The sequence below is a fragment of the Bacillus sp. FJAT-27916 genome, from assembly GCF_001183965.1.
In the GTDB taxonomy this organism is placed as follows: Bacteria; Bacillota; Bacilli; order Bacillales; family Pradoshiaceae; genus Pradoshia.
Genome location: NZ_LFZV01000001.1, coordinates 3,786,906 through 3,812,759 on the forward strand (window position 1 = coordinate 3,786,906; position 25,854 = coordinate 3,812,759).

25 protein-coding genes are annotated in these 25,854 nt (G+C 41.5%); 6 read left to right on the top strand and 19 right to left on the bottom strand.

The window, feature by feature from the left end; genetic code table 11:
* Positions 1 to 15: 15 nt before the first annotated feature.
* From AC622_RS18455 to AC622_RS18515, 13 genes are all read right to left on the bottom strand, one after another.
* The gene (locus AC622_RS18455; protein WP_049672380.1) at positions 16 to 1,395 is read right to left on the bottom strand and encodes a vWA domain-containing protein; all 1,380 of its coding nucleotides are present in this window, start codon (positions 1,393 to 1,395) and stop codon (positions 16 to 18) included.
* A 17-nt stretch (positions 1,396 to 1,412) separates the two neighbouring features.
* A complete protein-coding gene (locus tag AC622_RS18460; protein WP_049672381.1) occupies positions 1,413 to 2,159 on the bottom strand; it encodes a Tad domain-containing protein in 747 nt (248 codons plus the stop codon).
* Positions 2,156 to 2,551, bottom strand: coding sequence for a TadE family protein (locus AC622_RS18465; protein WP_049672382.1), 396 nt, complete (start codon positions 2,549 to 2,551; stop codon positions 2,156 to 2,158). Before AC622_RS18465 ends, AC622_RS18460 begins: the two co-directional genes overlap by 4 nt.
* Complete coding sequence (locus AC622_RS18470; protein WP_049672383.1) at positions 2,551 to 3,270, bottom strand: hypothetical protein; 720 nt, start codon at positions 3,268 to 3,270, stop codon at positions 2,551 to 2,553. The genes AC622_RS18465 and AC622_RS18470 overlap by 1 nt, the downstream gene beginning before the upstream one ends.
* Before the next feature lie 393 nt (positions 3,271 to 3,663).
* Positions 3,664 to 4,497, bottom strand: coding sequence for a hypothetical protein (locus AC622_RS18475; RefSeq protein WP_049672384.1), 834 nt, complete (start codon positions 4,495 to 4,497; stop codon positions 3,664 to 3,666).
* Between the two features lie 88 nt (positions 4,498 to 4,585).
* Positions 4,586 to 5,968 (bottom strand): hypothetical protein, encoded by a 1,383-nt coding sequence (locus tag AC622_RS18480; protein ID WP_049672385.1) that lies wholly within the window; start codon positions 5,966 to 5,968, stop codon positions 4,586 to 4,588.
* Between the two features lie 61 nt (positions 5,969 to 6,029).
* On the bottom strand, positions 6,030 to 7,430 hold the full coding sequence (locus AC622_RS18485; RefSeq protein WP_049672386.1) for a VWA domain-containing protein: 1,401 nt from the start codon (positions 7,428 to 7,430) through the stop codon (positions 6,030 to 6,032).
* A 22-nt stretch (positions 7,431 to 7,452) separates the two neighbouring features.
* Complete coding sequence (locus tag AC622_RS18490) at positions 7,453 to 7,668, bottom strand: hypothetical protein (protein ID WP_049672387.1); 216 nt, start codon at positions 7,666 to 7,668, stop codon at positions 7,453 to 7,455.
* A gap of 53 nt (positions 7,669 to 7,721) precedes the next feature.
* Positions 7,722 to 8,657: a type II secretion system F family protein gene (locus AC622_RS18495; RefSeq protein WP_049672388.1), complete on the bottom strand. Its 936-nt coding sequence runs from the start codon at positions 8,655 to 8,657 to the stop codon at positions 7,722 to 7,724.
* Positions 8,658 to 8,660: 3 nt separating this feature from the next.
* Entirely contained in the window at positions 8,661 to 9,596 is a 936-nt protein-coding gene (locus AC622_RS18500; RefSeq protein ID WP_231589556.1) for a type II secretion system F family protein, read from the bottom strand.
* The gene (locus AC622_RS18505) at positions 9,562 to 10,941 is read right to left on the bottom strand and encodes a CpaF family protein (protein ID WP_082197214.1); all 1,380 of its coding nucleotides are present in this window, start codon (positions 10,939 to 10,941) and stop codon (positions 9,562 to 9,564) included. The genes AC622_RS18500 and AC622_RS18505 overlap by 35 nt, the downstream gene beginning before the upstream one ends.
* Positions 10,942 to 10,970: 29 nt before the next feature.
* Positions 10,971 to 12,128 carry an AAA family ATPase gene (locus AC622_RS18510; protein WP_049672390.1) on the bottom strand — a complete coding sequence of 386 codons (1,158 nt, stop codon included), beginning with the start codon at positions 12,126 to 12,128 and terminating at the stop codon, positions 10,971 to 10,973.
* A gap of 36 nt (positions 12,129 to 12,164) precedes the next feature.
* Positions 12,165 to 12,920, bottom strand: coding sequence for an SAF domain-containing protein (locus AC622_RS18515; RefSeq protein ID WP_049672391.1), 756 nt, complete (start codon positions 12,918 to 12,920; stop codon positions 12,165 to 12,167).
* 664 nt (positions 12,921 to 13,584) lie between these two features.
* Here AC622_RS18515 and AC622_RS18520 point away from each other — a divergent pair.
* Positions 13,585 to 14,205, top strand: a complete 621-nt coding sequence (locus AC622_RS18520) for an HAD family hydrolase (RefSeq protein ID WP_049672392.1) — start codon at positions 13,585 to 13,587, stop codon at positions 14,203 to 14,205.
* A gap of 722 nt (positions 14,206 to 14,927) precedes the next feature.
* Here the strand turns inward: AC622_RS18520 and AC622_RS18525 are convergent.
* The 5 genes from AC622_RS18525 to AC622_RS18545 form a co-directional block, all read right to left on the bottom strand.
* Positions 14,928 to 15,605, bottom strand: a complete 678-nt coding sequence (locus tag AC622_RS18525; protein ID WP_049672393.1) for an ABC transporter ATP-binding protein — start codon at positions 15,603 to 15,605, stop codon at positions 14,928 to 14,930.
* Complete coding sequence (locus AC622_RS18530; protein WP_049672394.1) at positions 15,605 to 16,726, bottom strand: ABC transporter permease; 1,122 nt, start codon at positions 16,724 to 16,726, stop codon at positions 15,605 to 15,607. Before AC622_RS18530 ends, AC622_RS18525 begins: the two co-directional genes overlap by 1 nt.
* Before the next feature lie 91 nt (positions 16,727 to 16,817).
* A complete protein-coding gene (locus AC622_RS18535; protein ID WP_049672395.1) occupies positions 16,818 to 17,408 on the bottom strand; it encodes a TetR/AcrR family transcriptional regulator in 591 nt (196 codons plus the stop codon).
* 131 nt (positions 17,409 to 17,539) lie between these two features.
* The gene (locus AC622_RS18540; RefSeq protein ID WP_049672396.1) at positions 17,540 to 18,928 is read right to left on the bottom strand and encodes a membrane protein; all 1,389 of its coding nucleotides are present in this window, start codon (positions 18,926 to 18,928) and stop codon (positions 17,540 to 17,542) included.
* Positions 18,929 to 19,065: 137 nt separating this feature from the next.
* On the bottom strand, positions 19,066 to 19,599 hold the full coding sequence (locus AC622_RS18545) for an NADPH-dependent FMN reductase (RefSeq protein WP_049672397.1): 534 nt from the start codon (positions 19,597 to 19,599) through the stop codon (positions 19,066 to 19,068).
* A gap of 297 nt (positions 19,600 to 19,896) precedes the next feature.
* Here AC622_RS18545 and AC622_RS18550 point away from each other — a divergent pair, with 297 nt between their 5' ends.
* From AC622_RS18550 to AC622_RS18560, 3 genes are read left to right on the top strand one after another with little or no spacing between them, the layout of a single operon-like run.
* Positions 19,897 to 20,262 (top strand): DUF2089 domain-containing protein, encoded by a 366-nt coding sequence (locus AC622_RS18550; protein ID WP_049672398.1) that lies wholly within the window; start codon positions 19,897 to 19,899, stop codon positions 20,260 to 20,262.
* 13 nt (positions 20,263 to 20,275) lie between these two features.
* Positions 20,276 to 20,665, top strand: coding sequence for an SHOCT-like domain-containing protein (locus AC622_RS18555; RefSeq protein ID WP_049672399.1), 390 nt, complete (start codon positions 20,276 to 20,278; stop codon positions 20,663 to 20,665).
* Between the two features lie 10 nt (positions 20,666 to 20,675).
* Positions 20,676 to 20,963, top strand: coding sequence for a hypothetical protein (locus AC622_RS18560; protein WP_049672400.1), 288 nt, complete (start codon positions 20,676 to 20,678; stop codon positions 20,961 to 20,963).
* A gap of 721 nt (positions 20,964 to 21,684) precedes the next feature.
* Here the strand turns inward: AC622_RS18560 and AC622_RS18565 are convergent.
* On the bottom strand, positions 21,685 to 23,187 hold the full coding sequence (locus AC622_RS18565; RefSeq protein ID WP_049672401.1) for a DHA2 family efflux MFS transporter permease subunit: 1,503 nt from the start codon (positions 23,185 to 23,187) through the stop codon (positions 21,685 to 21,687).
* A gap of 158 nt (positions 23,188 to 23,345) precedes the next feature.
* Between AC622_RS18565 and AC622_RS18570 the strand changes: the two genes are divergently transcribed.
* Together AC622_RS18570 and AC622_RS18575 are read left to right on the top strand one after the other, a co-directional pair.
* Positions 23,346 to 24,218, top strand: coding sequence for a TetR/AcrR family transcriptional regulator (locus tag AC622_RS18570; RefSeq protein ID WP_049672402.1), 873 nt, complete (start codon positions 23,346 to 23,348; stop codon positions 24,216 to 24,218).
* Positions 24,219 to 24,364: 146 nt separating this feature from the next.
* The gene (locus AC622_RS18575) at positions 24,365 to 25,819 is read left to right on the top strand and encodes a catalase (RefSeq protein WP_049672403.1); all 1,455 of its coding nucleotides are present in this window, start codon (positions 24,365 to 24,367) and stop codon (positions 25,817 to 25,819) included.
* Positions 25,820 to 25,854 lie beyond the last annotated feature (35 nt).

Here is a 25,854-nt window from a genome sequence, read left to right on the forward strand (position 1 = left end):
AATGTTGCAGTATTCTTAGTTGGTGTTCTGATTGTATTTCTCCTGGATTTGTTTCTTTGTTTCTTCCAACGTTTTTACATTTAAATCTTTCAAATCATCCTTTATAGCAATTCTCGTATTATCTATGACATCATAGAGTTCTCCTCTTTTATCATCCAAATAGCTCCATTGTTCCCATGTAATTTGGCCACCATCCTTTAACTCTCGTAAAAGAGCTGTTAGGTTCTTATTTTGTTTGAAAAGATTGTTTATATATCTGCTGTTATAATCGTAGGTTTCAAGAGATCGTTTTATTCTATCCGACCTGGCATCCCGATTAGCACTGGTCATCCATTGTTCCCATTTCTCAATTGCAGTCTTAGCCTTGTTAAATTCCTCTGTTAGCTGTTCAGCATTATCTGCACTGCTATATGTGCCGTTAGCTTCTTCTGCCATCTCCTTCAGTTGTAGCTGCCCCTCTCCATCCACATCAAATCCAATTATATTGATGATGGGCTGAATAGTAGAGTCAGCAAATGATTTAGCCGCTTCCACTGGATTCCCGTCACACGTTTCTATGCCATCACTCACGACATAAATCATGTTCGTATGCTCTTCACCACTAAAACCCTTCATATCTTTCTCTGCATCCTTTAGAGACTGTGCAAGCGGTGTCCATCCAGCAGGTTGAAAAGAAGTTAGCGCATTTTCGAACTCACTTTTATTATAGGACCCAAAGTCATATACTAATTCACTGGATGAACAGGATAATACCTTATCACTATCTGCCCCAGTCCCTTTATGCCCATATACACGCAAAGCGACATTAGCACCCTCAGGAGCATCATCTAAGAATGCGATGATTGCATCCTTTGCCACATCCATTCTGGTCTTTCCACTCATCAGATTCGCCATACTTCCGCTTGAATCGAGGATAATTTCTATATTATAGTTATTTTTAAAATGATAGCGGCTATCCTCTAATTCCGGGTCACCGAATAATTCAATATTCCAGGCATCAATGATTTCATGCGGACTAGGAAAATCAACTGCAACTTGGCTGAGAGCATAATTGAAGACTTTATTCAAATCCTCATTTGTAGCATCTTCCGGAATTATGCCAAAGCTATCAAAGAGTTCTTCATAACCTTGGGTTTCCTTGAACAATTCTGCATTTCCATAAGGACCTTTGACTTGGTTAACAATCTCTGCTTCAGTTAGTGGAGCCTCTGGAGCTTCTTCAAATTTAGTAATCCATGATTCTTTTTCTTGGCTTCCATCTTGCTCCTGGGGATTTTGGGATTTTTCCTGTTTACTCGCTTCCTCACCAGCAATTCTCGTATCATCTGTCTTAATTTCTTCATTTGAACAGCTAACCATAAAGAGCGCTAAGCATAGGCCTATCCACCACTTCATTAACATCTGCCTCCACTTCAGTTGCCCCAGATTACTTCATCATCCCTATCATTCAACAAGGATATCGTTTCATCGCTGATTCCCAATTCCGAGATAAATCCAATTTCAGGTCCCGCACCTGTTTGGAATACTTTTTCCTTAAATCCATCCAGGTATTTGCCTTGCCCCTTGAATTCATTCGCTGCTTTTATGTAAATGCGATTATCATGAAACAGGGCGATTTCTGCTTGTTCCAACTTTCCTCCATTGGCAAGAATGACATTCCTTGCTTTATCAATTACCGCCGGCTTGATGCGGCTTTCATATTGTTCAGTCAACACTTGCTTGAGCCTCCGTTTTCCGAGACCAGCGTTTAATTCCTCCGCTAACACTTCATCAATAGCGTCAATGTGGATTTCATTCTCACTTTTCTCGCTTCCATATCGGGCTCGCAGTTCATCTTCCTTTAAACTGACCTTCATCTTAATTTTGACTTTTGTTATCGGATTGACGTCAGGAGGGTTCTCTTCATCCGGATCTGGCTCAGGAGGCAGGTTTTCCTCATCAATTTCGTCAAACTCAGCCACCACATCCCAAATTCTTTCGTAAAACTCAGCCGTGGCCGAAAGACTTGCCTGTTGGGAGGTCGTAAAGGATTTCTCTTTAACGGCATATACATTTGCGAAATTTATAATGACCATAAACAAAATAAACATGATGCTAATCATGCCTAGGAGAAAGAGTGTGATATTCCCTCTCTCATTGTGAAGAGGTGACTTTCTCATTCAATCACCTTCCCGCTAGCCTCACTCGTAAATGGGATGGATGGTTTGCCATTCGGGAAAAGCATATCCGGCAAGAACACGAGATTAATGTCAACCGATACCTTTGCATTGAACTGGGAATCGCCTGTCATCGCTGTATCTGCACTCTTTAATTGAAGATAACTAATATGATTCACAGTCGATTGCGCCGCTGCTCTCGCCTCTGTCCATTCACCAGTTATGGAATAAACCTTGGCTGCCTCATTCACAGCTGACTGAGCAACAATTACTCCATGCACACCTACAACAAACTGCCAGGCAATCATCATAACCATGAAGACAAGAGGGACCATTCCTAGAAATTCTAATGTGGCTGAACCTTCCTCCTCACTGACTGCTCGCTTGAAGTCCATTACGTCCACCCCTCTTCGGTTTCTCTCTTTTCAATTGTATAAATCTCTTCTCTCCACTTAATGATGTATCCGCTAATGATTAACGTAATTATAGGGAAGAAGAGAAGGTTCAAGAACATGTGGGCTAATAACTGTGCCGCAAAGGAGGTAGTGAGTGAATAAATTAAGAGAGTTATACCCGAGGAAATAAACAGCTCAATAAAAGCAAACAGGAATACAAGTATAAATAATTTAAAGAAGTGTTTCCTGCCTAATCTGAGTCCTGACTTAACACTTTTCCAAACACTCTTATTTTCCATCGTTGCAATGAACGGAATTGGGTAAAGGAGAGTAATGATAATGAGACCAGGAATAAAAAATAAAACCAACCCTAAGGTCGCTATTAAACTAGCCACTACAGCAAACATAAAAAATTCAAAACCATTAACAAAGAAATAGTAGTATGCATTCCGCAAACTTCCTTCATTACCTTGATATTCATTGAACATGTACCGAATAAATGGAACCTGAGCATAAAGCAGCAACAAAATCGTCAAAAAGCTTATGTACACGTCCGCTATTATCGTTGTTCCAAAGAATGTCGGAGTCACTGCCATAATATAATTGGATAAAAATGAATGAAGGAGCAATAAAGGTAATACTATCGTGACTCCCAACAGCAAAATATGCTCAAATCGACTTGAAAACAATGAGAACGCTTCACGAATAGGTTTATCCATACAAATCACCCAATCTACTAAATATTATTACTTAACTTCCTGTAAGGAAGTATTCCATACAACTTGGATATAAAAAGGAGTAAAAGCAAATTCCACTAGATAATCATGATCGTTAACTATCAAAACCTTCAATATAAACCCGGATTTTAGGTCACAGACTTGATCCAGGACTAATAATGACTATAGTTTAACTTTTCCTGCAATGGCTTTTTGTAGGTTATCAACACATCGAAAAAAAGTAAACAACTTCCAATATCATTACAAATTCTCTCCAGTTCTATAAACCTACTGCTCTTTATGACAGCAATCATCCAGAAGACAGTTCAAAGTGTCGGGGTATTAAGGTTTTACATCATTAATCAGATTTACGTCATTAGCATTAATTGGAGCCCATTAATTACGAAGAACACTTAAATTAAAAGCTAAATCCGCTTTCTCTCTGTTAGAATACTGTTCTTTAGAGGATTCTAATAATTCCTTATAGCTATCGATACTGCCTGGAAGTTCTCGCCAAGATGGCAGAAATTCCTTCTCAAGAACCTGGCTTAAAGTTCTTTCAGCCTCTTCATTACAATAGGTATCTAAAATTTTCTCTGCATAAGAAGCATCTTCTTTGCTTAGGTTTCCTTTATCTTTCCTAAATACTTCCAATAAATTACAATTAGATTCTAACTGCTCTTCCTGGCGTTTCATCTGTAAATAGACTATTACATCAAAATGAGGAATAACCTCTGTTAGACATTTCCTATCTTCTGCTGTAAAGCTATATGTTTTAAATAGTTTCTGTTCAATCTGCTGGGTCAACTGGAATTTATCATTTTTTTCTTTTTGACACCATAGAACAAAATTAGAAAATTGTTTAAAATCATATACCAATTTTCCTTTTTCTTCATCATCAGCCCAATTGGATAACAGCTGATTCATTCTCTCTAATGTCCTTGTTATCTCCTCTGTAACCCTAATGCGGTGGAGTATATTTTTACGAATCCTCAAAAGCCCCCCAAAAACAGAGGCAAAATGACTCATAATCTCTTCCTTTTCCTCAAGTGTCATTTGTTTTTCAGGGAAAATGGAAAATCCCGATGCCTGTTCCTTATTGGTAGGCTTTTTGTACTCAACGAGCATCCATGTATTTGTTCTCTCCGTATAAGCAAAAGGCATAACTGTGTATTTTTCAAAAAACCTTTTATATTTTTTTGCTTCTTTTTCAACTACTAATTTATCCATCACATTCACTATCCTTTACATAAAGAAAAACGCAGAATTATTATATAGGGAGGGAGACTATCGCCTCCCTATATATTACTTCTATCTATTAAGAAAAAGCTCCCTTAATTGATTTAAAGAATAACCCAACCTTCTTTCTAGCACTTCCAGCATACTTTTTGATTGAACCCCAATTTGAGACAGCGAGTTTTACTCCTTTTGATACAAAAAAAGTGCTAGCGCCAGCTATAATTAATCCTGCTCCTATCGCTTGTCCCCCCGGTATAGCAGCAGCAATGGCACCACCATTCATTAATACCTCTCCAAGAGATGCCGTAGCTTCGGTTACCGCTATTGTTTTATCGGCCCCAGTACTATTGTTATTCTGAGATACCTCTATTGCCTTACCTGTATTTTTGACAGTATCGATTGCAGAAAACACAGTCCCAACAGATGCCGTTGCCACACTAAGTTTAGATAAGACACTCATAGCAGGACTAGCCGTACTTACGATACTGGACACTGGTTCAGACAGGCTTGTGTAGGTGTTAATAGCAGTCTGTGACATACTACGATATTGCATTAATGCTTTAATAGCATCTACTCCATCGACCCCAGCATTCGCCATTCCATATGCATCATCAATGTTGACTAAGGCTCTGTTATCACCCATTCCTAACTTGAACCCATTTAGGACTAATCCATAAATATCATTAGGGCGTTTAAAGCTAAAGTCACCAGAAGCGATGTCTTTAGTCATATTCACCTGACCTACAATGAGATCATTCATGACATATTTTGAAATATCATATGGATTAATATCCAATTCATCTGATTCAGCAGCACCACTAGCGCCAGGTTTACTTATGGACAATCCAGCCCCTGGGGAACCAATACCTATCCATGGCAATCCTGTTGCCGGGTTAATTCCGCTCCCGTTTTGTCCTGCCCATGGCTGGCCGGTTGCCGCGTTAATTCCATTGTTTCCATTCCCAATCCATGGTTGACCAGTTGCGGGATTAATTCCGTTTATTCCATTCCCCGTCCACGGCTGCCCAGTTGCGGGATTAATTCCGTTTATTCCATTCCCTGTCCACGGCTGCCCGGTTGCGGGATTAATTCCGTTTATTCCATTCCCCGTCCACGGCTGCCCGGTTGCGGGATTGATTCCGTTTATTCCATTCCCCGTCCATGGCTGCCCGGTTGCCGGGTCAATTGCACTTATTCCATCACCTGTCCAACCATCTTGTGTATAGCCTTCTTGCGTCCACCCATCTTGCTCCCAGCCATCCTGAATCCAGCCCTTCCCAGGATCCCAAGCTTCTCCTTCCCACGAGAAACCTTCCGTATTCCAAGCATCACCGGTCCAGGAGTCACCCTTCCAGGCAGTTCCGGACCAGCTTGCACCTGCTAGCGGAACAAGGAAGGATTGGAACAAAACAAACATAATGGCCAATAAAACAGGCAGTTTTTTTAACACTTTCCTCTTCAACCAAACCTCCCCATTCATTCTAGGAAACGGCTGATAATCTAGGTGTCTATTCTATTCCTATTTAATTTGTGTTTTGATTGTATTTCTCTTGGATTTGCTTCTTTGTTTCTTCTAGGGTTTTTGCATCTATCTCTTCTAGATCACTCATAATACTCGAGATAGCTTCTTTCATTTGCTGCTCAACTTCTATTCTTTTCTCATTTAAATATTTTTTTTGCTCAGTTGTTATTAATTCTAGAGATTCTAATTTCCCAATAATAAAAAATGTATTATTTTCTTGCCTAGAAAGTGTATTCACGTATTCATTTTCCAAATAATTTGTATCCAAATATCTTCGGTTGCTATCTTTATCAGCCTGGTATTCTGCGTTTTCTTTCCACTTCTTCCATTCCTCTAATGCATCTTGCGCTTTCTTAAACTCCGAGGATAATTGCTCGCTATTATATACATTTGTATATGTTCCATTTGCTTGTTCCGCCATTTCTTTCAACTGCTTTTGTCCATCTCCATCGACATCAAATCCAATGATATTGATGATAGGCTTAATATTAGATTCTGCAAATGATTTAGCTGCTTCAACTGGATCACCATCACAGGTCTCTATACCATCACTCACGACATAAATCATATTCGTGTTCGTGTCTCCATCAAATTTCTTCATATCATCCTTAGCTTGTAGCATTGTTTGTGCTAATGGTGTCCAACCGGCCGGCTCAAACGCATTTAGAGCTTTAGTAAACTTGGTTTCATCATAAGAATCAAATGAATAAACCATCTCACTGCTCTTACAGGAAAGTTCCTTATCGGCGTCAGAACCTGTTCCTTTATGTCCATATACGCGCAGCGCAACATTTGCATTCTCAGGAGCATCCTTTAGGAATTGATGAATGGCTTCTTTAGCTACTTCCATTCTCGTCTTCCCATTCGCCAGATTAGCCATACTTCCGCTTGAGTCTATGAGAATCTCAATATTGTAGTTTTCTTTGAAATGATAACGAGAGTCTTCAAGTTCTGGATTACCATACGACCCAATCTTCCAACTATCTACTATAGTTTGTGGATCTGTGAGATCAACGGATACCTGGCTGACAATGTAATTAAAGACTTTGTCTAACTCCTCCTCCGTTGCATCAGCAGGAATTCCATCCATCCCTTCAAATAACTCTTCGAACTTCTCGTTCTCCATTGAAAACCTATATTCTGCATAGGGACCTTGTGGTTGATTAGCCAGGTATTCGGGACTTATCTTCACCTCAGGTGCTTCTGCAAATTTATCAATCCAATTCCCCTCTGATTTGTCACTATCTTGATTTGTATCTGTCTCTTTAGCTGGACGTTCTTCCTTATTACTTACTTCCTCAGTAGGAGTAGTTTCAGGAGATGCATTCTGTTGGTCTGGCTCCTTATCTGAACAGCCTATTAAAAGGAGCAGAGCAAGTGTAACCATGGTCAATTTCTTCAAGTTGTACACTCCTCAAAAAGTATTAGTCGGCAATCATTTTATCAAGAAGAGATTCAAGTTTGCCTAAAATGGTCCCCCCAAAATCCGAGTTACTAAAAGCCGTAGACACCAATCCAACTAAAATAACAATCACTGCCGCAATTCCAATCCACTCCAGTGTTTGTGAACCCCTCTCATTCTTTAAATGACCGTCAACCTTTGAAGCTGCTTTAACATACATTTCCGTTAGATAATTCATAATAATATTCCTCCTATATAATAAATGATTTATATAACTCCCTTTGGGAGGGGTTACTGAAATAAACTTCCTAGACTGTTATCTCCATAGATCATATTCAAGATCATTAAGCCGGCAATAATGAGTAGTGATACAGGCGCCACGACAAAAGTCGTTACCATGGTTACCTTCGGAGAGGCCTTGGCTGCTATTTCTTTAATTTTCTCTTCACGGAATTGCCTCATATCCTCAGCCTGTACCTTAAAGGTAGTCGCAATCGGGACTCCGAGCTTCAGGCCTTGGATGAGTGACTTAATCAGTCCTTGGAATTCCTTGGTATCATTTCTTTCTAATAAACCTCTGTAGGCCATTTCACGCGGAACGCCCAATTCAATTTCATGATTAAACCGGGAAAACTCCTCATGAAGCGGCCCATCGAAATAGCGAATTACCTCGCGCAATGTTTGGTCTAGGCTGACCCCAGCCTGCAAGCTCGTGCTGACTGTATCAAGGAAATCGGGCAGATCTTGCCGTAATTCCTCCTGTCTCTTCTTAGCAGTCTTCTTGAGCCAGAATACGGGAGCCAAAAAACCAAGAACAGGCAATAGAATAGGACCAAACTGTGCCAGCGGAAAGCCGAGAATTAAAAAGATTAAAGAGGCGAAAAACAGGGTCACTGCTAGCCATATCTTGAGCCCTTGAAACCGGTCGAGCGTAAAGTTATATGGCCGGCCAGCCCTCCTTAATAAATCCTCAATCTCTTTGTTTTCGCTGAAGAAGTTAATGCGCTTGCCCAAATCAGCAAAGTCATCGGAATACGTAAATATCTTTTCCGTCAGCTTAGAATTCTTCTTTCGTTTTCGGCTAGTTCCTAGATAGCCATCCTGAACGGTATCAGCTATATGGCTAATCAAGCCTCTTTTTTCATCCAGGTAGCGGTTATAATGCCGAATGGTTAAAGAGAAAAACAACCAGAATAATAAAACGCTTAAAATGATGAGAGCATCCATAGACTACACCTTTATATTTGTAATTTTTCGAATCAGGAAGAAAGAGAGCACCACACCTGCAATAAATAAACAGAGCAATACGATTCCCGGGCCCGTCCATAATGGGTCGACAAATCCATCCATTGAGGCATTCATGATTAACACAAGAAAGATTGGCATAGCTGGAACGATATACGAGATGTACTTTTGTTCCGCTGTCATCGTTTTAATCGATTGATTGAGGATTTTCCGATCCTCTAATGTATTGGACATTGATTCAAGAATGGCCGCTAAATTGCCGCCGGTTTTTTTCTGAATAAGAAGCGTGGCAATAAAGAGCTGAAATTCTCTGGATTTATTTTGTTTCTGAATAGAGCGAAGCGCATATTCAAGCGGCACCCCAAGCCTTAACTCCTGTGAAATGCGCTTAAATTCATCTCCTGCCGGCGCCGGTGTTTCCCTTGCCACTAAATCAATCCCTTGATTCAAGGTCATCCCTGACCGTGCCGCATTGCCAAGCAAACGGCAAACGTCCGCTAGTTGGTCATTAAACCGTTCTTCATATTTATTCTTCCGCACCATAAACAACGTATAATGCGCAAAATAAGATAGTGCCAGAGGAATCAGGACATTCAAGGGAAAAGGAATTTTGAACATATTCGTAAATAGGACTGACAGAGCCAGGAAACCCAATATGTGAAAGGCAAGATATTCTGACGGGGCAAGCGGCAGGTTCGCATTGTGCAATTTCACGCCAAGCTCCTTCGCACGGTCAGTCTTATCAAATTTATCTCCTAGTCCACTGAAAAAGCTCGTTCGTTTCTTCTCCGGATACCATGAAGATATCTTCTGCTTCCATTCACGTTTTTGCGCTCGATAGCCCAAATAGGAATACATGCATGCAATAAAAGCGAGTACAGCCAAACTAGATAGTAGGGGAATGTAGATGATTTCGTTCATACACAAACTCCTCCTTTGGTGTAAATAGACGTTCATCCATTTCAATGCCAAAGACACGAATACGTTGAAGGACTTTAGGAATAAGACCGGTTGCCGTATGATAGCCTAGCACTTCACCATTTGCACCCATGCCTGTCCGTTTGAATGTAAAGATGTCTCTAATCTGAATTTGATTCTCCTCATCCACTGACACCTCTGAAATATTCATGATTTTTCGCTTCCCATCCGATAGACGTTCAGCTTGCACAATATAATCAAGAGCACCCACAATGTATTCCCGGACAATATGAGATGGCAAATCCATCCCCGCCATAATGACCATTCCCTCAACCCTGCTAAGAGCATCTGAAGGAGAGTTCGCATGGACGGTCGTCAACGAACCTTCATGACCTGTATTCATAGCCTGCAGCATATCAAAAGCCTCTGCGCCACGAACCTCACCGACAATGATTCGGTCCGGTCTCATCCTGAGCGCATTCTTCACTAATTGACGAATGGAGATTTCCCCACTCCCCTCCACATTCGCAGGTCTTGCTTCCAGTCCGACAACGGAACCTCTGTTTAACCTTAATTCTGCCGAGTCCTCTATCGTTATGACCCTTTCATGCACCGGAATCGATTTTGCGACCGCATTTAGGAACGTTGTTTTCCCGCTCCCTGTCCCGCCAGAGATCAGCACATTCAATTTAGCCTCTACAATGGATTCCAAAAACGTAATCATGGATTCATCCAAGGAACCAAATTCAAGCAAATCCTGCATTTCAAATGGCGTTTTGCGAAACTTACGGATGGATATTAATGTTCCATTCAAACTTATTGGGGGTATTACGGCATTGACACGACTGCCGTCTGGGAGCCGGGCATCTACCATTGGTGAGCTCTCATCAATCCGACGGCCAAGCGGTGCAACAACCCGGTCAATAATATGCCTGACATGGGATTCATCACGAAATTCAATATCTGAGCGTTCAAGCCTTCCATTTCTCTCAATAAATACTTCCTTCGGACCGTTAACAAGGATCTCTGTAATGCTCTCATCATTCAATAAAGGCTCAAGGGGACCGAATCCAACAGACTCATCAATCAGACGCGTGAGCATCATTTCTCTGTCATGCCTTGGGATAACGACTTTTTCCTCTGACATGAAGGTACTGATTAGACGCTCAATCGTCAGTCTTTTCTCACCCTCTGATAAAGAGGTTAATGTTTCTAGATTGGTCTCTGTTAATAATCTCGTTTTATAGTGTTCTACCAGTTCATCAATATAAGGGTTTGTTTGCGAGGTACTATAGCCATTGACCGCATAATCCTGCGGGACATCCCTCTTTTTACTGAATAGCGCCATCATTCACTCTCCCTTCACCAGTCAACTGTCTATTTCAACAGGCTGCCGACCCATTTTTGAATATCCTTGGCAACCAAGGGCAATCGTTTCTCCTTAGCTTCCTTGCGGATTGGCTCACTTTTATTGATGGAATGAAGAACTCCTTTAATATCTTTTTTAATTTCAACCGCAAATGGGTATTGAATAAAGCGGCTAAGGTCTTTACCGGTAAGTTCCGCATCCTTGCCAGCCTGATTGACCACCACCTCAAGGCGCTCATCTAAATGAATACCTAAACGTTTGAATAATTCCTCTACGCTCTTGAATACCCGTATGGAAGGGGTATCTGGCGTTATGCAATAGAAGATTTTATCTGCCTCCTCAATCGCCGCAAAGGAAGTAATGTCGATATGGCTAGGAACATCTAAAATGACGAAATCAAAGCTTCTCTTACAAGCACGAATAAGCCGCTTCATATAATCCTCATCTATTGCCTCTGCCATCTCAGCATCCCTCGGGCTGAGCAAGACCTCTAATTTTGAGAAACGCTCCTTTTCCGTTACATTTCGGATGTGGCTGTCACTAATCTCATGAATGACAGGCTTTAGATCAACCAGCGAACGGTTTTCCTCAATTCCGAGATATGTTTCAACCCCGCCATATTGAAGATTGAAATCGATTAGAATGACTTCCGCTGTTGAATCAAGCTTTAAGGTTTGCGCGAATGCTGAACTTATCAAGGTCGTGCCGCTTCCACCCTTCCCACTGTAGAAAGCAATGACCTCACCTCGCCCTTTAGAGAACACCGAGGTGCTGGCTCCTCCTTGCTTGTTACGGACTCTAACCATATTGCCTAGAAAGTCGATTCTCTCAGAGAACAGTTCCTTTTCATCTGGTATAACAAGATAGTCAGTCGCTCCAGCACGCAATACTTCACGCGCAAGCTGGAAATCCTGCACATGATGCAAAAAGACTACTGCTGTTGTAGGACTTGTCTTTTTAATAGTTTGTATGACATCTATGCTAGCAGCTTCTTGCCTGTATAACACAATGGCTATATCGGTATGTTCATCTTTCTCCAAATGCTCAATCATGCGGCTGGCCGATACTAAGTCCCATTTAGGATAGCTGGAAAGAAATCCTTCGATACCAGCATAGAGAGTATTATCTTCATCTCCGACAATGAGTAATGATACATCTTGTTTCATTTGGCTTTCCCCCGTCATCTCTATTTAAATGAGCCCTTACTCATCCTTCTTATCTTTTGCTTCATTCGAGTCATCTTTCTTGTCCTTTGTCTCTTCCTTTTCTTCTTTAGCTGACGCTTTTTCGGTTTCCGCTTGTTTCACTTCCTTATCCTCTTTCCCAGCTTCTTCAAGCTCTTCGGCCGGCTGTCCGACATTCGATTTTACGATTCGCACGCTATCCGCATAATTTTGCATATGTATTAATTGAGGTGCTTGTTCTAGCGGAACTTCCAATTGCACGCCGGCAAATTTATCACTCTTTTTCGCAATCCGAGCTACCTTTACATCCTTCATAAAAATCGTTGTTTTCGGTTTGTCCCCAAATTTCTCTGATACGATAATATCGACCCTGTCTAACGCCTCAAGAGATTCGTCAAAAAAGACTCTCTCATCAGACATGACAGAAATTAACCGATTATGTTCCTCCATGACGACGGAGGATTGCTTTAAAACATTCTTTGAAATGACATCCCCAGCAGATAGAGGGACTACAGCAACCTTATTCTCCAGGTCACTGATATTGGTAATATGATAATTCTCCAAATACTTCTTTGGGATCTCTTTCGTTGTAATCAAGTCAGGTGTAATATCTTGCCTTGACGCTATATCCGATTTGGCAGCATAAACATTCACTACGGTTCCCAAATCATTATTCAGAGCCTTAACCTTCTGCAGAACAAGAAATCCAGCTATAATAGCAAGTAATAAAGATAATAGTAAAAAAATAATGGCTCTTCTTTTTGATTCAAGCATGCCTTTCCTTCATCCCCTTTCACTTAATGTGCAAAATCACCCAGAAATCGTTTATATATATCAAATTATTCAAACATTTGGCATAAATTGCAATCCATATCCCGGAAATGAATAAATTCGGTAATATTTACTCATTTTTCTTATATATATGAATTTTTTAAAATAAACTTCAACTTCTTGTGATAAATTACTCACTTTTGACCACCAAAGAATTTTTTTATGATGTCTAATATAGGATTATTTATTTATCTATCATTAAGTAAAAAGACCTAAAAAGACGGATTTTTCAGATAATTGATGGAGAGCTTTTCATACGGTTTATCTGGAGGCTTCTACAAATAAAGTCATTCATTCTCATCCATATCAATGTGATTCTCTTTATTCATAGCTCAATTGACCCCATTCATTTCTAATACAATACGTAACAATTCCCCATAATTATACATATTTCTCCAAAAACCAAATTGCAGCCCCTCACCTAAGTTTCGTTACTTTGCATGAATTTTGGATTCCTCTAACTTCTAGATAATTGATGGTGAATCTCCGTACATCACCTATTGAATCAACGAACACGATTGGAATCTGTCAGAACCTTTTTTTCAAATAGACATTATGGTAATATAAAAAAATTAAGATTTCAGGTAATTTATAAGGAGATATCATAATGATCAAAAATATATTATTTGATTTTGACGGGGTTATTATCGATTCAATGCCGATTAAATCAGAGGCATTCCGGAAGATTTTCGAAGGGTATGATTCTGAGGCGATAAAAATCTTATTAGATTTTCACAATTTAAATGGGGGATTGTCCCGCTATGTGAAAATCAAATATTTCTTTGAAGAGGTTTTAGGTATTCCATATGAAGAAAAAGATATCATGCGTTATGCCGATAAATTCTCTGAAATAGCGAAGGAAGAATTGAATAACCCAGAACATCTAATTTCAGAAGTTGTGCAGTTCATTCAGGATAATCAAACGAAATTTAACTTCCATATCGTATCGGGAGCAGACGAGAATGAATTGAAGTATTTATGCGAGCAATTAAACATCGCCCATTATTTCAAATCGATTCATGGGTCGCCGACTCATAAGAATGACTTGGTCAAGCAGGTCATGAAAGATAATGGCTACCTCAAAATAGAAACCATTTTAATCGGTGATTCAATTAATGATTTTGAAGCTGCAGGGGTAAATGGAATTGGCTTTTATGCGTATAATAACGCGGAATTAAAACCACTTTCAGCGAATTACATTGAAAAAATGGCTGACTTTGTTCTGTGATACTATTTCGGGCGGTAGCCAAAGGAATCTCCTAAAGACAATTGAACGCTCCTTTTTATATGTAGGGCCTGTTATAATTGAATGTTGATTTTTCTAAAGATGCGACTTTGCGGAGAGCGTCCTATCTGCAGTGAAAATCAACACTAACGTTTAAACATAGCCTTATAAAAAGTATAAATACGAGGAGTCATATTCATCGATGAAAAAATGATTTTTATATTATTCATTAACCGGTAATGGTGATTTAATTGCATCAGAATTGAAAAAAGATGGCTTTGATGTATATAAAGTAGAAACTAAGCGCAGAGCGTTACCAAAGAATTTTGTTCTATCGATGTTTGTTGGAGGGTTTATATCTTTCCTAGGTTTACGAACAAGGATAAAACCAATAGGGCTTGATATAGACAAGTATAATGAAGTGTATATTGGTTCGCCTATTTGGAACGCAAGATTAGCCTGCCCCCCGCAAATTCAATACTGCATAAATGCAATTTAAAGAATAAGAAAGTATTTTTTGTTTTATATAGTGGAAGTGACACGTCAAATAAAGGAACGAAAAAATTAAAAAGAGATATCCTCATTCATTAATAATAGATTTACAAGAACCAAAGAAAAATATAGAAAGTATAACGAGAATTTGTAGGGATTATTAAGCACTGCTATATTTCCCTCCATGCTGCCCAAAAAAAAGAGACGCCCAAGGCGCCTCCTATCCACTATCATCATGGTTGAAGTGTTAATACTCCATCTTCCATCCGATATACTTTATCACAATACTCGAGCATCCGCTCGTCATGCGTTACCATGACAGCTGCTTTATTACGGCTTTTAACCTCTTTGGCTATCAGCTGAACAACCTCATGAGCTCGATTAGAATCAAGACTTGCGGTCGGTTCATCTGCCAAGATAACCTTTGAGTTATTTATGAAAGCACGTGCGATTGCCACACGCTGCCGCTCTCCTCCTGACAGCTCATTCGGATACTTTTTCAGTTTATCGCCAAGCCCTAGTTCTGATAAGAGCTGCTTAGCGAATTGGCGGTCTTCCGCTGAAACCTTGCCATCCATTTTCTTTACGACGATTAATTGGTCCAAAACCGTCAGATAAGGAAGAAGGTTGGAGGTCTGCAGGATAAATCCAATCTCCTTCAGGCGGAGGCTGGAAAGATCTTTGCTGGACATCTTAGCAATATTCTCACCATTCACCCATACCTCGCCTGATGTTGGCTGCAGAAGTGCTCCTGCTATAGAAAGAAGTGTACTTTTTCCTGAACCGGATGGACCGATAACAGCAGCGAACTCCCCTTCCTTCACCTCAATGGAGGCATGGTCTAAGGCAGTAATCGTCGTACTGCCTTCCTTATATGTTTTTGTTACATCTTTTAAGTCTAAACCAGCCATTATTCAACCCTCCCTAATGCGGTAAGCGGATCAATCTTCGTGATTCGGCGGACGGAAATCAGCGAACTTAAGACACTAATAACCAATAGGAGAATCGCGTAGATGATAACCATCTTCCCATCCAATGTAAACGGCATGCCTTCTGGGAATGCCATCGCCGTTAAGTATGTTAATCCAATCCCAATTAAAATGCTGATAAAGGAAAGCACAAATACTTGGGACACAATCGTCTTAGCAATAAAACCATTGCTTGCTCCAATGGCTTTCATCACGCCAAATTGGTTGGTCTTTTGAATGGTTAACACATAGAAGAAGACCGCAATGACAAATGCTGAAATAACCACTAAGAATGCGAGCATCATCATGATTGTTCCGTTTTCGGCTGTGTATCCTGGCATTCCTTGCACTGCCTTTGCCTTTGTTACAGTTTCTACACCATCGATATGCTTATCAATAACCGCAGGATCTACATCCTCACCTTGAACGGCAATCGCATTGACTACATCCCCAATGCCATTGTTTGAGCCAGGTGCCGCAAACTGATAGGCTCTCCATTGCTCCAGCGTTCCGAACAAAACCGGTAAATGGTTAAACGTTTCGTTTTCCACGAATCCAATAATCTTGACAGTTTCAGTAGAGCTGTCAATGACTACCTCATCCCCAATTTGATAGCCTTTATCCTTCAGTGTCTCATTGGCGAGCACGCCGTTTTCAATGGAGGAATCAAGCCCGCTGCCTTCAATTACCTCTGGTTCAATGAAGGAGCCTGGGTCAATCCCTAAGATGGCAACATCCGTTTTGTCCTCAGATTCATCCGTTTCCTCCTGAGAAATAGAGGCTGTTGCCGCACCAAAGAGGGCTGTTCCCTCTACATGATCCTGCTTTGCTACATCCTCTTCTAAAGAGGCCGATAGGAGCGATTTATTAAACGAAGCTCCTGCTCCTTTCTCATAGACAACATAATCGGCATTCATATTTTTCAACGTTGCCGCACTTAAAGTTGATAGTCCATTACCAAGGCCGGAAAGGATAAACACGAGCCAGGCAATCAGCATGATAATCGCGCCAATCATTGTGAAGCGCAATTTCGCATGCCGTAATTCCTTTAATGCTAAAAACATGACCAAATTCCCCCTTACCCAAAGTTACACATGTGTCACTTTTGACAAAAAAATAAAGTGACCAATTGTTTAACCTTAGTATAGACCAAAGTTACACAATTGTCACTTTAGAAGGCTTATAGATGCCTGTACATATCATGTCAAAGATAAACTTCCTAAAATCCTTCTCTGGCAAATTCATATGATTCGGAATCGCAATGCTCTGGAAGATGAACCCTAGAATCAACGCATCCGGCAAATGGGCTGATAGGACACCCTCAGCCTTGCCGAGCGCAATCATCCGCTCCATTGGCTGATACATCGACCTATGCAATTCCTCTAAATGTTCCTTCTTTCTTGCGACCTGTCCATTTCCGCTGTCACTAATGATGGCGGCAATGCTGAGAATCTCATGCAGATCCTTCTTCTTGAAGATGCACGTTAACAAATTATCCAATTGGACCTCAAAACGGGCCGTCTTGTCAATCGCCTTTAAATCTCTAATTAAGATCGACATCTCATGAATCATGAAATCCATGATAAGCTCGTCCTTATTCGGATAATATTTATAAATTGCCGCCCTTGATACATTAAGCGCATCTGCAAGCAGCCGAATCGTAAAACCGTTATAGCCATTGCTCAACAGTAAGTTCTTCGTCTCGGTGAATATTTCACTCGAGGAAAATTTTCTCACTCTCGCCATCCTGCTTTCACCTCTGCTTCTAGGAGGATTTCTTTATATCCATTGTACCCTCAACCCCTTGGAGAAAACAAACCCCTAATCCGCTTCCTCCTGAAATAAAGCAGTGGATGCCTCATCCACTGCATGAAAAATCAAATAAGGAACATAGCCACAATCGTTGTTACCACAAGCCCAATGACAACTGGCACTAAGTTGCGGCGAGCAAGCTCAAACGGACTCACGTTACAAATGGCCGCTGCTGGAATTAGCGCCCATGGCACCAAGGTCCCGCCGCCAACCCAGATGGCCGCGATTTGACCAAGTGCTGTCAAGGTGGCCGCTCCAGAATCAAGTGAATGCTCAAACAGCTGAGCAACCGAACCGACCAGCGATATCCCAGAGAAGCCCGAACCATCCAGCCCCGTAATAGCACCAACAGCCGTTATCGTCACAGCTGCGATTTCCTTTGTCAGTGGAATTGCTCCGGCAAGCGCCGTTCCAAGGTCATTGACAATCCCGGCGGAGCCCTTCGGCAATTCATCCCCAAGAATAGCTATGAAACCAGCATCCCCTAAATAGAAAAAAGCCGCAATCGGAATGACCGGACCGAACACCTTAAAGCCGAATTGAAACCCTTTAATCAAATAAGCGGTCGTCTCTTCAAGTCCCTTCGATTTATGCGCAAACAATGTGAGCACAATCAAGATGACAATCGCTGTCCCTCCTATTAGCGAGGTGGCATCTCCCCCCTGAAGATCAAAGACCGCCATCAAGGCCACATCGATGATAAAGAGGAGGGGAACGAGTACCGCAAACCATTTCTTCTGCTTTGAGGACAGAAGCTCCGCCTTCTCACTCTCCGGTTCTGAAGCGGCAGGCATCTCAGCTCTCAGTGTCCCCCTCCTCATATCTCTCCTCAAGAAATAAAAAGCCGTTACTGTCGTCACAAGTCCCATCGTGATGACAAGTGGAATACTCGCTTCCATTACGGCACTGACCGGAAGACCAGCCGCATCTGCTGTCAGTTTCGGTGCCGCTTGGATGACATAATCTCCAGACAGTGCAATGCCATGACCGAATAAATTCATGGCCATCGCCACACCTAGCCCCGGAAGCCCCACACGTACCGCCGCTGGAAGCAGGACGGCTCCTAGAAGCGCCACCCCTGGGGACGGCCAGAAAAACCAAGAGGAAATCATCATGATAATCCCAATCGTCCAAAATGACAGAGCTGGCGTCTTCATCATCTTCGTAAATGGGTAGACCATCACATCATTGATACCCGTATCCGTCAACACCCGGCTCAAGGATACGATGATGCAAATAATTAGAATCGTCGGCAGAAGCTCCCCAATCGCATAAATAAAACTATTAAACACACCGCTCACTGAATCGGTCAAGCTCTCCGTCGAGAGAACGGCAATCATCAGTATTCCGACAATACATAGCAGTGACGTATCCCGCCGCATCGCCATCAACCATATAATCCCGCCTATGAACAACACATAAATCCAATGGATCAGGGTCAATTCTACCCCCATGCAAATGCCTCCTCTGCTTTAATAGGCATTTAACCAAATGCTTACTTCTACAATATGAAGAAAGCCTATTTTGGTTCTTTTCGCATGAGGGTATAAAAAAGCAGAATGCACGCCTTGCACATTCTGCCTCTGTCAGATTAGCGAATCGTTTTCAATGCAGTGGACCAAGGAATCAATTGGTCTAGCATTTCATTGACAGAGTTCACCTGAACTTCTGCCGGTTTGAACTCTGTGAAGTTTTCAAAATCCGTGAACAGAGATAACGCAGGATGTACACGTACATCAGCTACAAGCAGCTCACCAAGAATGCCGCGCAAATGCTCTGCCGCACGCGCTCCGCCAACAGAACCATAGCTCACAATTCCGGCTGCTTTGTTATTCCATTCTACACGTAAGTAATCAAGTGCATTTTTTAATGCTCCAGTAATGGAGTGATTATACTCCTGAACGATGAAGACAAACCCATCACAGCTATTGACCGCTTCAGCCCATGCTGCCGCACCAGATGCGTCCCCATTCGCTTCTCCTAATAAAGGAAGCTTGTAATCTGCAATATCAATGATTTCATATGTAGCATCTCCGCGTTTATCTGCGATTTCCTTCACCCATGCTCCCACTTGTGGGCTGACCCGTCCATCTCTAGTACTTCCTAAAATAATGCCGATTTTCATTTTTCTTCTCCTTCTATCACCTTAATCAATCGATTGATTAAGATGAATATCTTTAATTTAAACATCTTGATTTAGAGATAATTTATCATAGGAGTGAACGGGATGTCAAAGCTTCTGCTTCCGGTCTATCATATCAACAAAGCTATAAGCACTAGCATTTCACTTGTGGGGAAATCAATAATGTTAATTTACAAATTAATATTATTGATTTAATTAGTGAATATAATTAAATTTTATCATTTATATATTCTATTCTTTGTTATATAATCAAATCAAATAACTGAAAGGAAGTACAATATGGCTTATCCAGTAATCACAGATTGCCCTGTTTGCAGTAAAACATTGAATATCACCAAGCTGCACTGCTCCCACTGTCACACGACGATAGAAAACGAATTTGAATTATCCAAACTGGCCTCCTTATCAAAGGATCAGCTTCATTTTGTAGAAGTATTTCTAACCTGCAGAGGAAATATTAAAGAGGTCGAAAAGGAACTGGGGATATCGTATCCAACCGTTCGCGGTAAACTGACAGATATCATTTCAACCCTTGGATATGAGCAGAAAAAGAAAAATGAAACTGATGAGAAAAAAGTTGTGACCATGTTAGAGAATGGTGAAATCACACCAGAAGAAGCTATTAAGCTTTTAAAAGAGGAATAGGGAGGAATCGATCATGAAAGAGGAAATTACACGAGTGTTAACAATGGTTCAAGAGGGAAAGATTGATGCAGAAAAAGGCTCTGAACTAATTCAAGTATTAAAGGACAAAGAAGAAACCGCCAATAAGCTTGTTGAGAAGCCGGCTAGATACTTAGACAAGACATTAAAAATTCATGTTGTTTCAGCTCAAAATGATAACGTCACAGTCAATTTACCCATCAAACTAATCAAGGTGCTACTAACAGCTGGACATAGCATCGCAGCAAGTATTCCTCAATCGGAAAAATACGTTAAAGACCTCGATATAAACCTTATCACTGAAGCGATTGAACATGAGTTAGATGGCCCTATCATTGACGTTAAATCGGCAAATGGGGATACCGTTTCAGTCATCATCGATTGATGGTTCGCTTATGATACATGTAAAAGTGAAAACGAAAGACATCAAGTTTTCTATTCCCATTCCCTATGTGGTCTTTAATCTCGTTATCTCAATCGCGTCTTCAACATTCTTACAGAAAAAGATTAACAAATGGACAGAGCCAAGCCTTGATAGAAAAAAGGCGCACTCGAATTTTGCCTTGCCATCAATCGATAAAAAAATTCTAAAATCCATCGTTAAGGAACTAAAAAAGAATAAAGGGCTCTTGCTAGTAGACATCAAAGCTCAAGACGGCACTGAAGTTAAAGTTAGACTATAAATAAGCCCTTTGATTAGCTGCATGTTGAAGTAACCCCTTCCAAATTTAGATGGGGTTATAGCTGCTGTTCAAATTATCACGACTTCTGGTTAATAGTTCATTCTTGTACACCCACATACTCAAGCAACCAAAACGAACAAGTTTTACAAGTTAACTGTCATTCTGGCAAATGCCCTTCCGCTTATTTCCATTTTACCAGCTCCTTGTAGCAGTGGGCGAATCATCCAAGTAAGCTTCCTTTGAACTATGTTTCTCCCTAAACTTTAAGTGTCCGCCCTTACTTGAAAAATATCGCCCTTATCACACCAGCGTCGCCCATGCCCAATTATTATCGCCCTTAAATCCGGCCGTTCGCCCTTAAAGGGGATCGTTTCGCCCTTAAACACTGGACTTCCGCCCATAAGACCTACGTTTTTGCCCTAAAACAGGTTGTGTTCGCCCTTAAAACTCGGAATTCTGTAAATCTCCTATAAGAATCAACACCACTGAACGCTCCCATCTTCAAAATAGACAAACTGAAAGGTTTTTTGAACATATTTTGAGTGGTTTTCAAATAAAAACCTTAAAAACCACCCTAATTACGCCTATTTTGATTGGCGGTATACTCAGGAGGCGGAATATCTCATACATCTTGAAACTCCCCTCTTACCCTTTCATTATGCTTATTTATATCCGCAAAAAAGAGCCATCTCACATGCAGAGATAGCTCTGAATCTATTTATTAGCTGACTTTTTCCTTCCCAGCTTCTTCAATTTTGCTGATGGCCTCACGGCTGCTTACATCAACTCGTTTTAGGAATAGAGCAAGAACGATGGCAACAATATTGATTCCTAATGTGACAAGGAATGAGTATTGAATGCCGGAAAGAAGGGCTTGCTGGCCGAGCAATGCCATCGATTGTTCGGTGACAGTGGTCGGATCGATTCCCGTCATCATGCTTTCAGCTTCTGTTTTCGTCACAGAGTTCATAATGGTGACAAGTACAGCTGTTCCGATTGAACCGGATACTTGTTGGGCTGTATTGTTAATTGCTGTTCCGTGCGGGTTCAAGCGTGTAGGTAATTGGTTTAGGCCATTTGTGATTATTGGCATCATAACCATAGACATCCCGAACATGCGCAAGGTATAGATTAAAATGATGTATGGGTACGATGAATCAATCTGCAGCTCGGATAACAGATAGGTGGATATTCCCGTTATCACAAGACCAGTCAATGCGAGGACACGCGGACCGAATTTATCGAATAGTTTACCAGTGATAGGAGACATAATCCCCATAACGATTGCTCCCGGGAGCATCATCAAGCCAGAATCGAGCGGTGATATGCCGCGGACATTTTGGACATAGGCAGGCGTTAAAATCATGCCTGAGAACATGGCGACTGCATTCACGATGGCGATAACAGAGGCCAAGGCGAACATCGGGTATTTATAGGCACGTAAATCCAATAAAGGCTTCTCCATCTTCAATTGGCGAACGATAAAGGCGATTAAAGCAATACCGCCTACGATTAAAGTGGTTAAAATCACTGGGTCTGTCCATCCGTCAGAGCTTGCGGAGCTAACTCCGTATAATAGTCCGCCAAATCCAAGGGTGGATAGGACAACGGATAAATAATCAATCGTAGCTGTCTTATCCGTTTCCATCACATTCTCAAGCTTCCAAACAGACAATAATAAGCTCAATACGGCAAGAGGCAAGATCATCATAAAGAGAATGCGCCAGTCAAAGTATTCAACGATATATCCGGATAATGTCGGGCCAATTGCTGGCGCCGTAATCATAACAAGGCCGAAGATTCCCATCGCTGTACCGCGTTTTTCCCGAGGGAAGCTGATCAGCATAACATTCATGAGGAGCGGCCCCATGACAGATGCACCGGCCGCTTGAACCATCCGCCCTGACAATAGAACGGCAAAGTTCGGTGCAAAGGCGGCCATCGCTGTGCCGAGTGTAAAGATTAACATCGATGTGATGAAAAGGCTGCGGTTAGAAAACCGGGTAATTAAGAAGGCTGAGGCAGGAATTAATACCCCGCTCACAAGCATATACCCTGTTGCCAGCCATTGAACGGTAGAGTAATTATCTATCTTCAAGTCCACCATAATGGATGGCAGTGCAACATTTAATAAAGAGTTATTTAAAAACGAAACGAAAGCACCAACAAATAAAATCACAATCATCATATATGGAGGTTTCTTTGATTGCAAAGCTGTATTCATATATCTGGTCCCTCTTCTTCTTTTTTGAAATTTATATACTAGATGATTTTATACAAGTCGTTCAAAAACATCAAGTATATTGTACTTATGGTTCAAATTATTGAGATTAAAGAAGAAGAATTTTATAATTAAACCATAGATTGACTATCGGAGGGCCTATGAATAAACGAAAAAGACATGTTGCAGACGTCGCTTTAAAATTATTTGTTGAAAAAGGGATTCAACAAACATCCATACAAGAAATTATTGAATTAGCCAATATATCTAAAGGAACCTTCTACAATTACTTCTCATCGAAAAATGATTGTATTGCAGAGATTCTCGAGGGACTGCGTTATGACGCAAGCCAGCTGCGCATGGAGATGCAGATGGGCAGGGACCCGAATGACCGGCAAATCTTCATTGAGCAAATCTCTATCCTAATGAAGCTGAATGAGGAAAGAAATTTACATGCCGTGTTTGAGGCCATCATGAGCTCCAATGAGCCCGAGCACAAGAAGCTGGTCCTGCACCACCGCTTCCATGAAATGGAGTGGCTTTCTCACCGCTTTGTTGATTTATACGGAGAAGACATCCGCGAATATGCACTGGAATGTGCCGTCTTGTTCTTCGGTATGATGCAATACGTCATGTTTACCGTGCGAATCTCTCATATGCCCCACTCCGTTGAGCGAATCGTTGATGTCCTTCTCTCCTATATCGAGCTGATCTACCCAAGCATGATTGATGGAGATAAATCATTAATTAACCAATCCTCCCTCCACTTCCTCAGAAGCAATATTGACCGGAGGGATATGACACTTAAGTCGATATTAGAGACAGCTGCTTATCTCGAGAAGCAGGACGGATTCACGGAGGAACAGCAGGATCTCTTCTCTGCCATCGTGTCAGAGCTCAAGCAGGAGCGCATTCGAAAATGTGTCATTCAGCCTTTGCTCAAGCCATTGCAGCTTGCCTTTTCACAGACACCGCTAGAGATGCAGGTTGCCAACTTCACGAATATGGTTTGGTATTTTTTAAAGGGTATATAATAAGGAAGGAAAACGCTGTCAAATTTCATTTGCAGCGTTTTTTCTTTGAAAATCCCCCCTTTTATTTTTTCGTCAACATTGTGTTTATTTTCACAATCATTTCGGGAATAGGACTAATGAACTATAAAAGGAGGAGGTTCAGCAGCATGAGTAAAAAGAAATTAACAACGAACCAAGGTGCCCCGATTGCGGATAACCAGAATTCACGTACAGCGGGAGCCAATGGTCCCATCCTTTTGGAGGACTATCAACTAGTGGAGAAATTAGCCCACTTCAACCGTGAACGTGTTCCTGAACGCGTTGTCCATGCACGCGGATTCGGTGCACACGGCGTCTTTACCGTGACAAATAGCATGAAGCACTATACGAGTGCGCATTTCTTGCAAAATGTTGGCCAGGAAACTCCCGTGTTCGCCCGTTTCTCAACCGTAATCCATGGACTTCACTCCCCTGAGACCCTGCGTGACCCAAGGGGATTTGCAGTCAAGTTCTATACGGAGGAAGGGAACTATGACTTCGTCGGAAACAACTTGCCGGTATTCTTCATTCGAGATGCTATTAAGTTCCCGGATGTCATTCATTCCTTAAAACCTGACCCTCGGACCAATATACAGGATCCCGTGCGTTATTGGGACTTCATGTCTTTGACTCCTGAAGCAACTAATATGCTGATTCATCTGTTCACAGATGAGGGTATTCCAGCCTCTTATCGAACTATGAGAGGTTCAAGTGTCCATGCCTATAAATGGATTAACGCTGAAGGCAAGACAACCTATGTGAAAATCCGCTTTGTCCCTAGACAAGGAATCATCAACCTAAGCATAGAGGATGCAGAACGAATCCAGGCTCATGACTTTAACCATGCAACCCGTGATATTTATACCGCTATTGATAACGGGGAATATCCAGTATGGGATGTATATGCACAATTCCTTGAACCAAAGGACATCGACAATTATGATTACTTCCCGTTGGATGCCACAAAGGACTGGCCTGAAGAGGATTTCCCATTTGTGAAATTCGGGGAAATGACCTTAAATAAAAATGTCGAAAACGTATTTGCTGAAACCGAATCCGTCGGCTTTAACCCTGGGGTACTTGTGCCAGGCATGCTGCCTTCTGAGGATAAGCTCTTGCAAGGTCGTTTATTCGCCTACTCTGACTCCCAACGTCACCGTATCGGACCAAACTACTTGCACTTGCCAATCAATGCACCGCATGTTCCTGTCAGCAACAATCAGCGTGACAGTGAAATGCCATATAGACAGCAAACAGAGCCTATTAACTTTGAACCGAACAGCAATAAGGATACTCCGAAGGAACAAAAAGAATATGCAGAGGCTCCTCAACCTTTAGCCGGCAGCGAAACCTTGCGCCATGCAATTGAAAAGACTTGTCCATTTGCTCAGGCAGGACGCATCTACCGCTCCTACAGCCCTGAGACAAAAGAAGCCCTAATCAAGAACCTGGTGCATGATTTAACGCCAGTAAAAGAAAAACGTATGGACATCCTAGATCGCGTTCTACACAACTTCGGGGAAGCAGACAGCGACTTGGCTATGGCGATTGCAACAGGCTTAGGCGTAGAATACAAAGGATAAAAAGAAACCACCTGGCGACTGATCTTGGCCAGGTG

Bases quoted from the DNA above. Each gene is read 5' to 3' on its own strand.
- AC622_RS18455 (WP_049672380.1), bottom strand. From the start codon at position 1,395: ATGAAGTGGTGGATAGGCCTATGCTTAGCGCTCTTTATGGTTAGCTGT.
- AC622_RS18460 (WP_049672381.1), bottom strand. From the start codon at position 2,159: ATGAGAAAGTCACCTCTTCACAATGAGAGAGGGAATATCACACTCTTT.
- AC622_RS18465 (WP_049672382.1), bottom strand. From the start codon at position 2,551: ATGGACTTCAAGCGAGCAGTCAGTGAGGAGGAAGGTTCAGCCACATTA.
- AC622_RS18470 (WP_049672383.1), bottom strand. From the start codon at position 3,270: ATGGATAAACCTATTCGTGAAGCGTTCTCATTGTTTTCAAGTCGATTT.
- AC622_RS18475 (WP_049672384.1), bottom strand. From the start codon at position 4,497: ATGGATAAATTAGTAGTTGAAAAAGAAGCAAAAAAATATAAAAGGTTT.
- AC622_RS18490 (WP_049672387.1), bottom strand. From the start codon at position 7,668: ATGAATTATCTAACGGAAATGTATGTTAAAGCAGCTTCAAAGGTTGAC.
- AC622_RS18495 (WP_049672388.1), bottom strand. From the start codon at position 8,657: ATGGATGCTCTCATCATTTTAAGCGTTTTATTATTCTGGTTGTTTTTC.
- AC622_RS18500 (WP_231589556.1), bottom strand. From the start codon at position 9,596: ATGAACGAAATCATCTACATTCCCCTACTATCTAGTTTGGCTGTACTC.
- AC622_RS18505 (WP_082197214.1), bottom strand. From the start codon at position 10,941: ATGGCGCTATTCAGTAAAAAGAGGGATGTCCCGCAGGATTATGCGGTC.
- AC622_RS18510 (WP_049672390.1), bottom strand. From the start codon at position 12,128: ATGAAACAAGATGTATCATTACTCATTGTCGGAGATGAAGATAATACT.
- AC622_RS18515 (WP_049672391.1), bottom strand. From the start codon at position 12,920: ATGCTTGAATCAAAAAGAAGAGCCATTATTTTTTTACTATTATCTTTA.
- AC622_RS18520 (WP_049672392.1), top strand. From the start codon at position 13,585: ATGATCAAAAATATATTATTTGATTTTGACGGGGTTATTATCGATTCA.
- AC622_RS18525 (WP_049672393.1), bottom strand. From the start codon at position 15,605: ATGGCTGGTTTAGACTTAAAAGATGTAACAAAAACATATAAGGAAGGC.
- AC622_RS18530 (WP_049672394.1), bottom strand. From the start codon at position 16,726: ATGTTTTTAGCATTAAAGGAATTACGGCATGCGAAATTGCGCTTCACA.
- AC622_RS18535 (WP_049672395.1), bottom strand. From the start codon at position 17,408: ATGGCGAGAGTGAGAAAATTTTCCTCGAGTGAAATATTCACCGAGACG.
- AC622_RS18540 (WP_049672396.1), bottom strand. From the start codon at position 18,928: ATGGGGGTAGAATTGACCCTGATCCATTGGATTTATGTGTTGTTCATA.
- AC622_RS18545 (WP_049672397.1), bottom strand. From the start codon at position 19,599: ATGAAAATCGGCATTATTTTAGGAAGTACTAGAGATGGACGGGTCAGC.
- AC622_RS18550 (WP_049672398.1), top strand. From the start codon at position 19,897: ATGGCTTATCCAGTAATCACAGATTGCCCTGTTTGCAGTAAAACATTG.
- AC622_RS18555 (WP_049672399.1), top strand. From the start codon at position 20,276: ATGAAAGAGGAAATTACACGAGTGTTAACAATGGTTCAAGAGGGAAAG.
- AC622_RS18560 (WP_049672400.1), top strand. From the start codon at position 20,676: ATGATACATGTAAAAGTGAAAACGAAAGACATCAAGTTTTCTATTCCC.
- AC622_RS18565 (WP_049672401.1), bottom strand. From the start codon at position 23,187: ATGAATACAGCTTTGCAATCAAAGAAACCTCCATATATGATGATTGTG.
- AC622_RS18570 (WP_049672402.1), top strand. From the start codon at position 23,346: ATGAATAAACGAAAAAGACATGTTGCAGACGTCGCTTTAAAATTATTT.
- AC622_RS18575 (WP_049672403.1), top strand. From the start codon at position 24,365: ATGAGTAAAAAGAAATTAACAACGAACCAAGGTGCCCCGATTGCGGAT.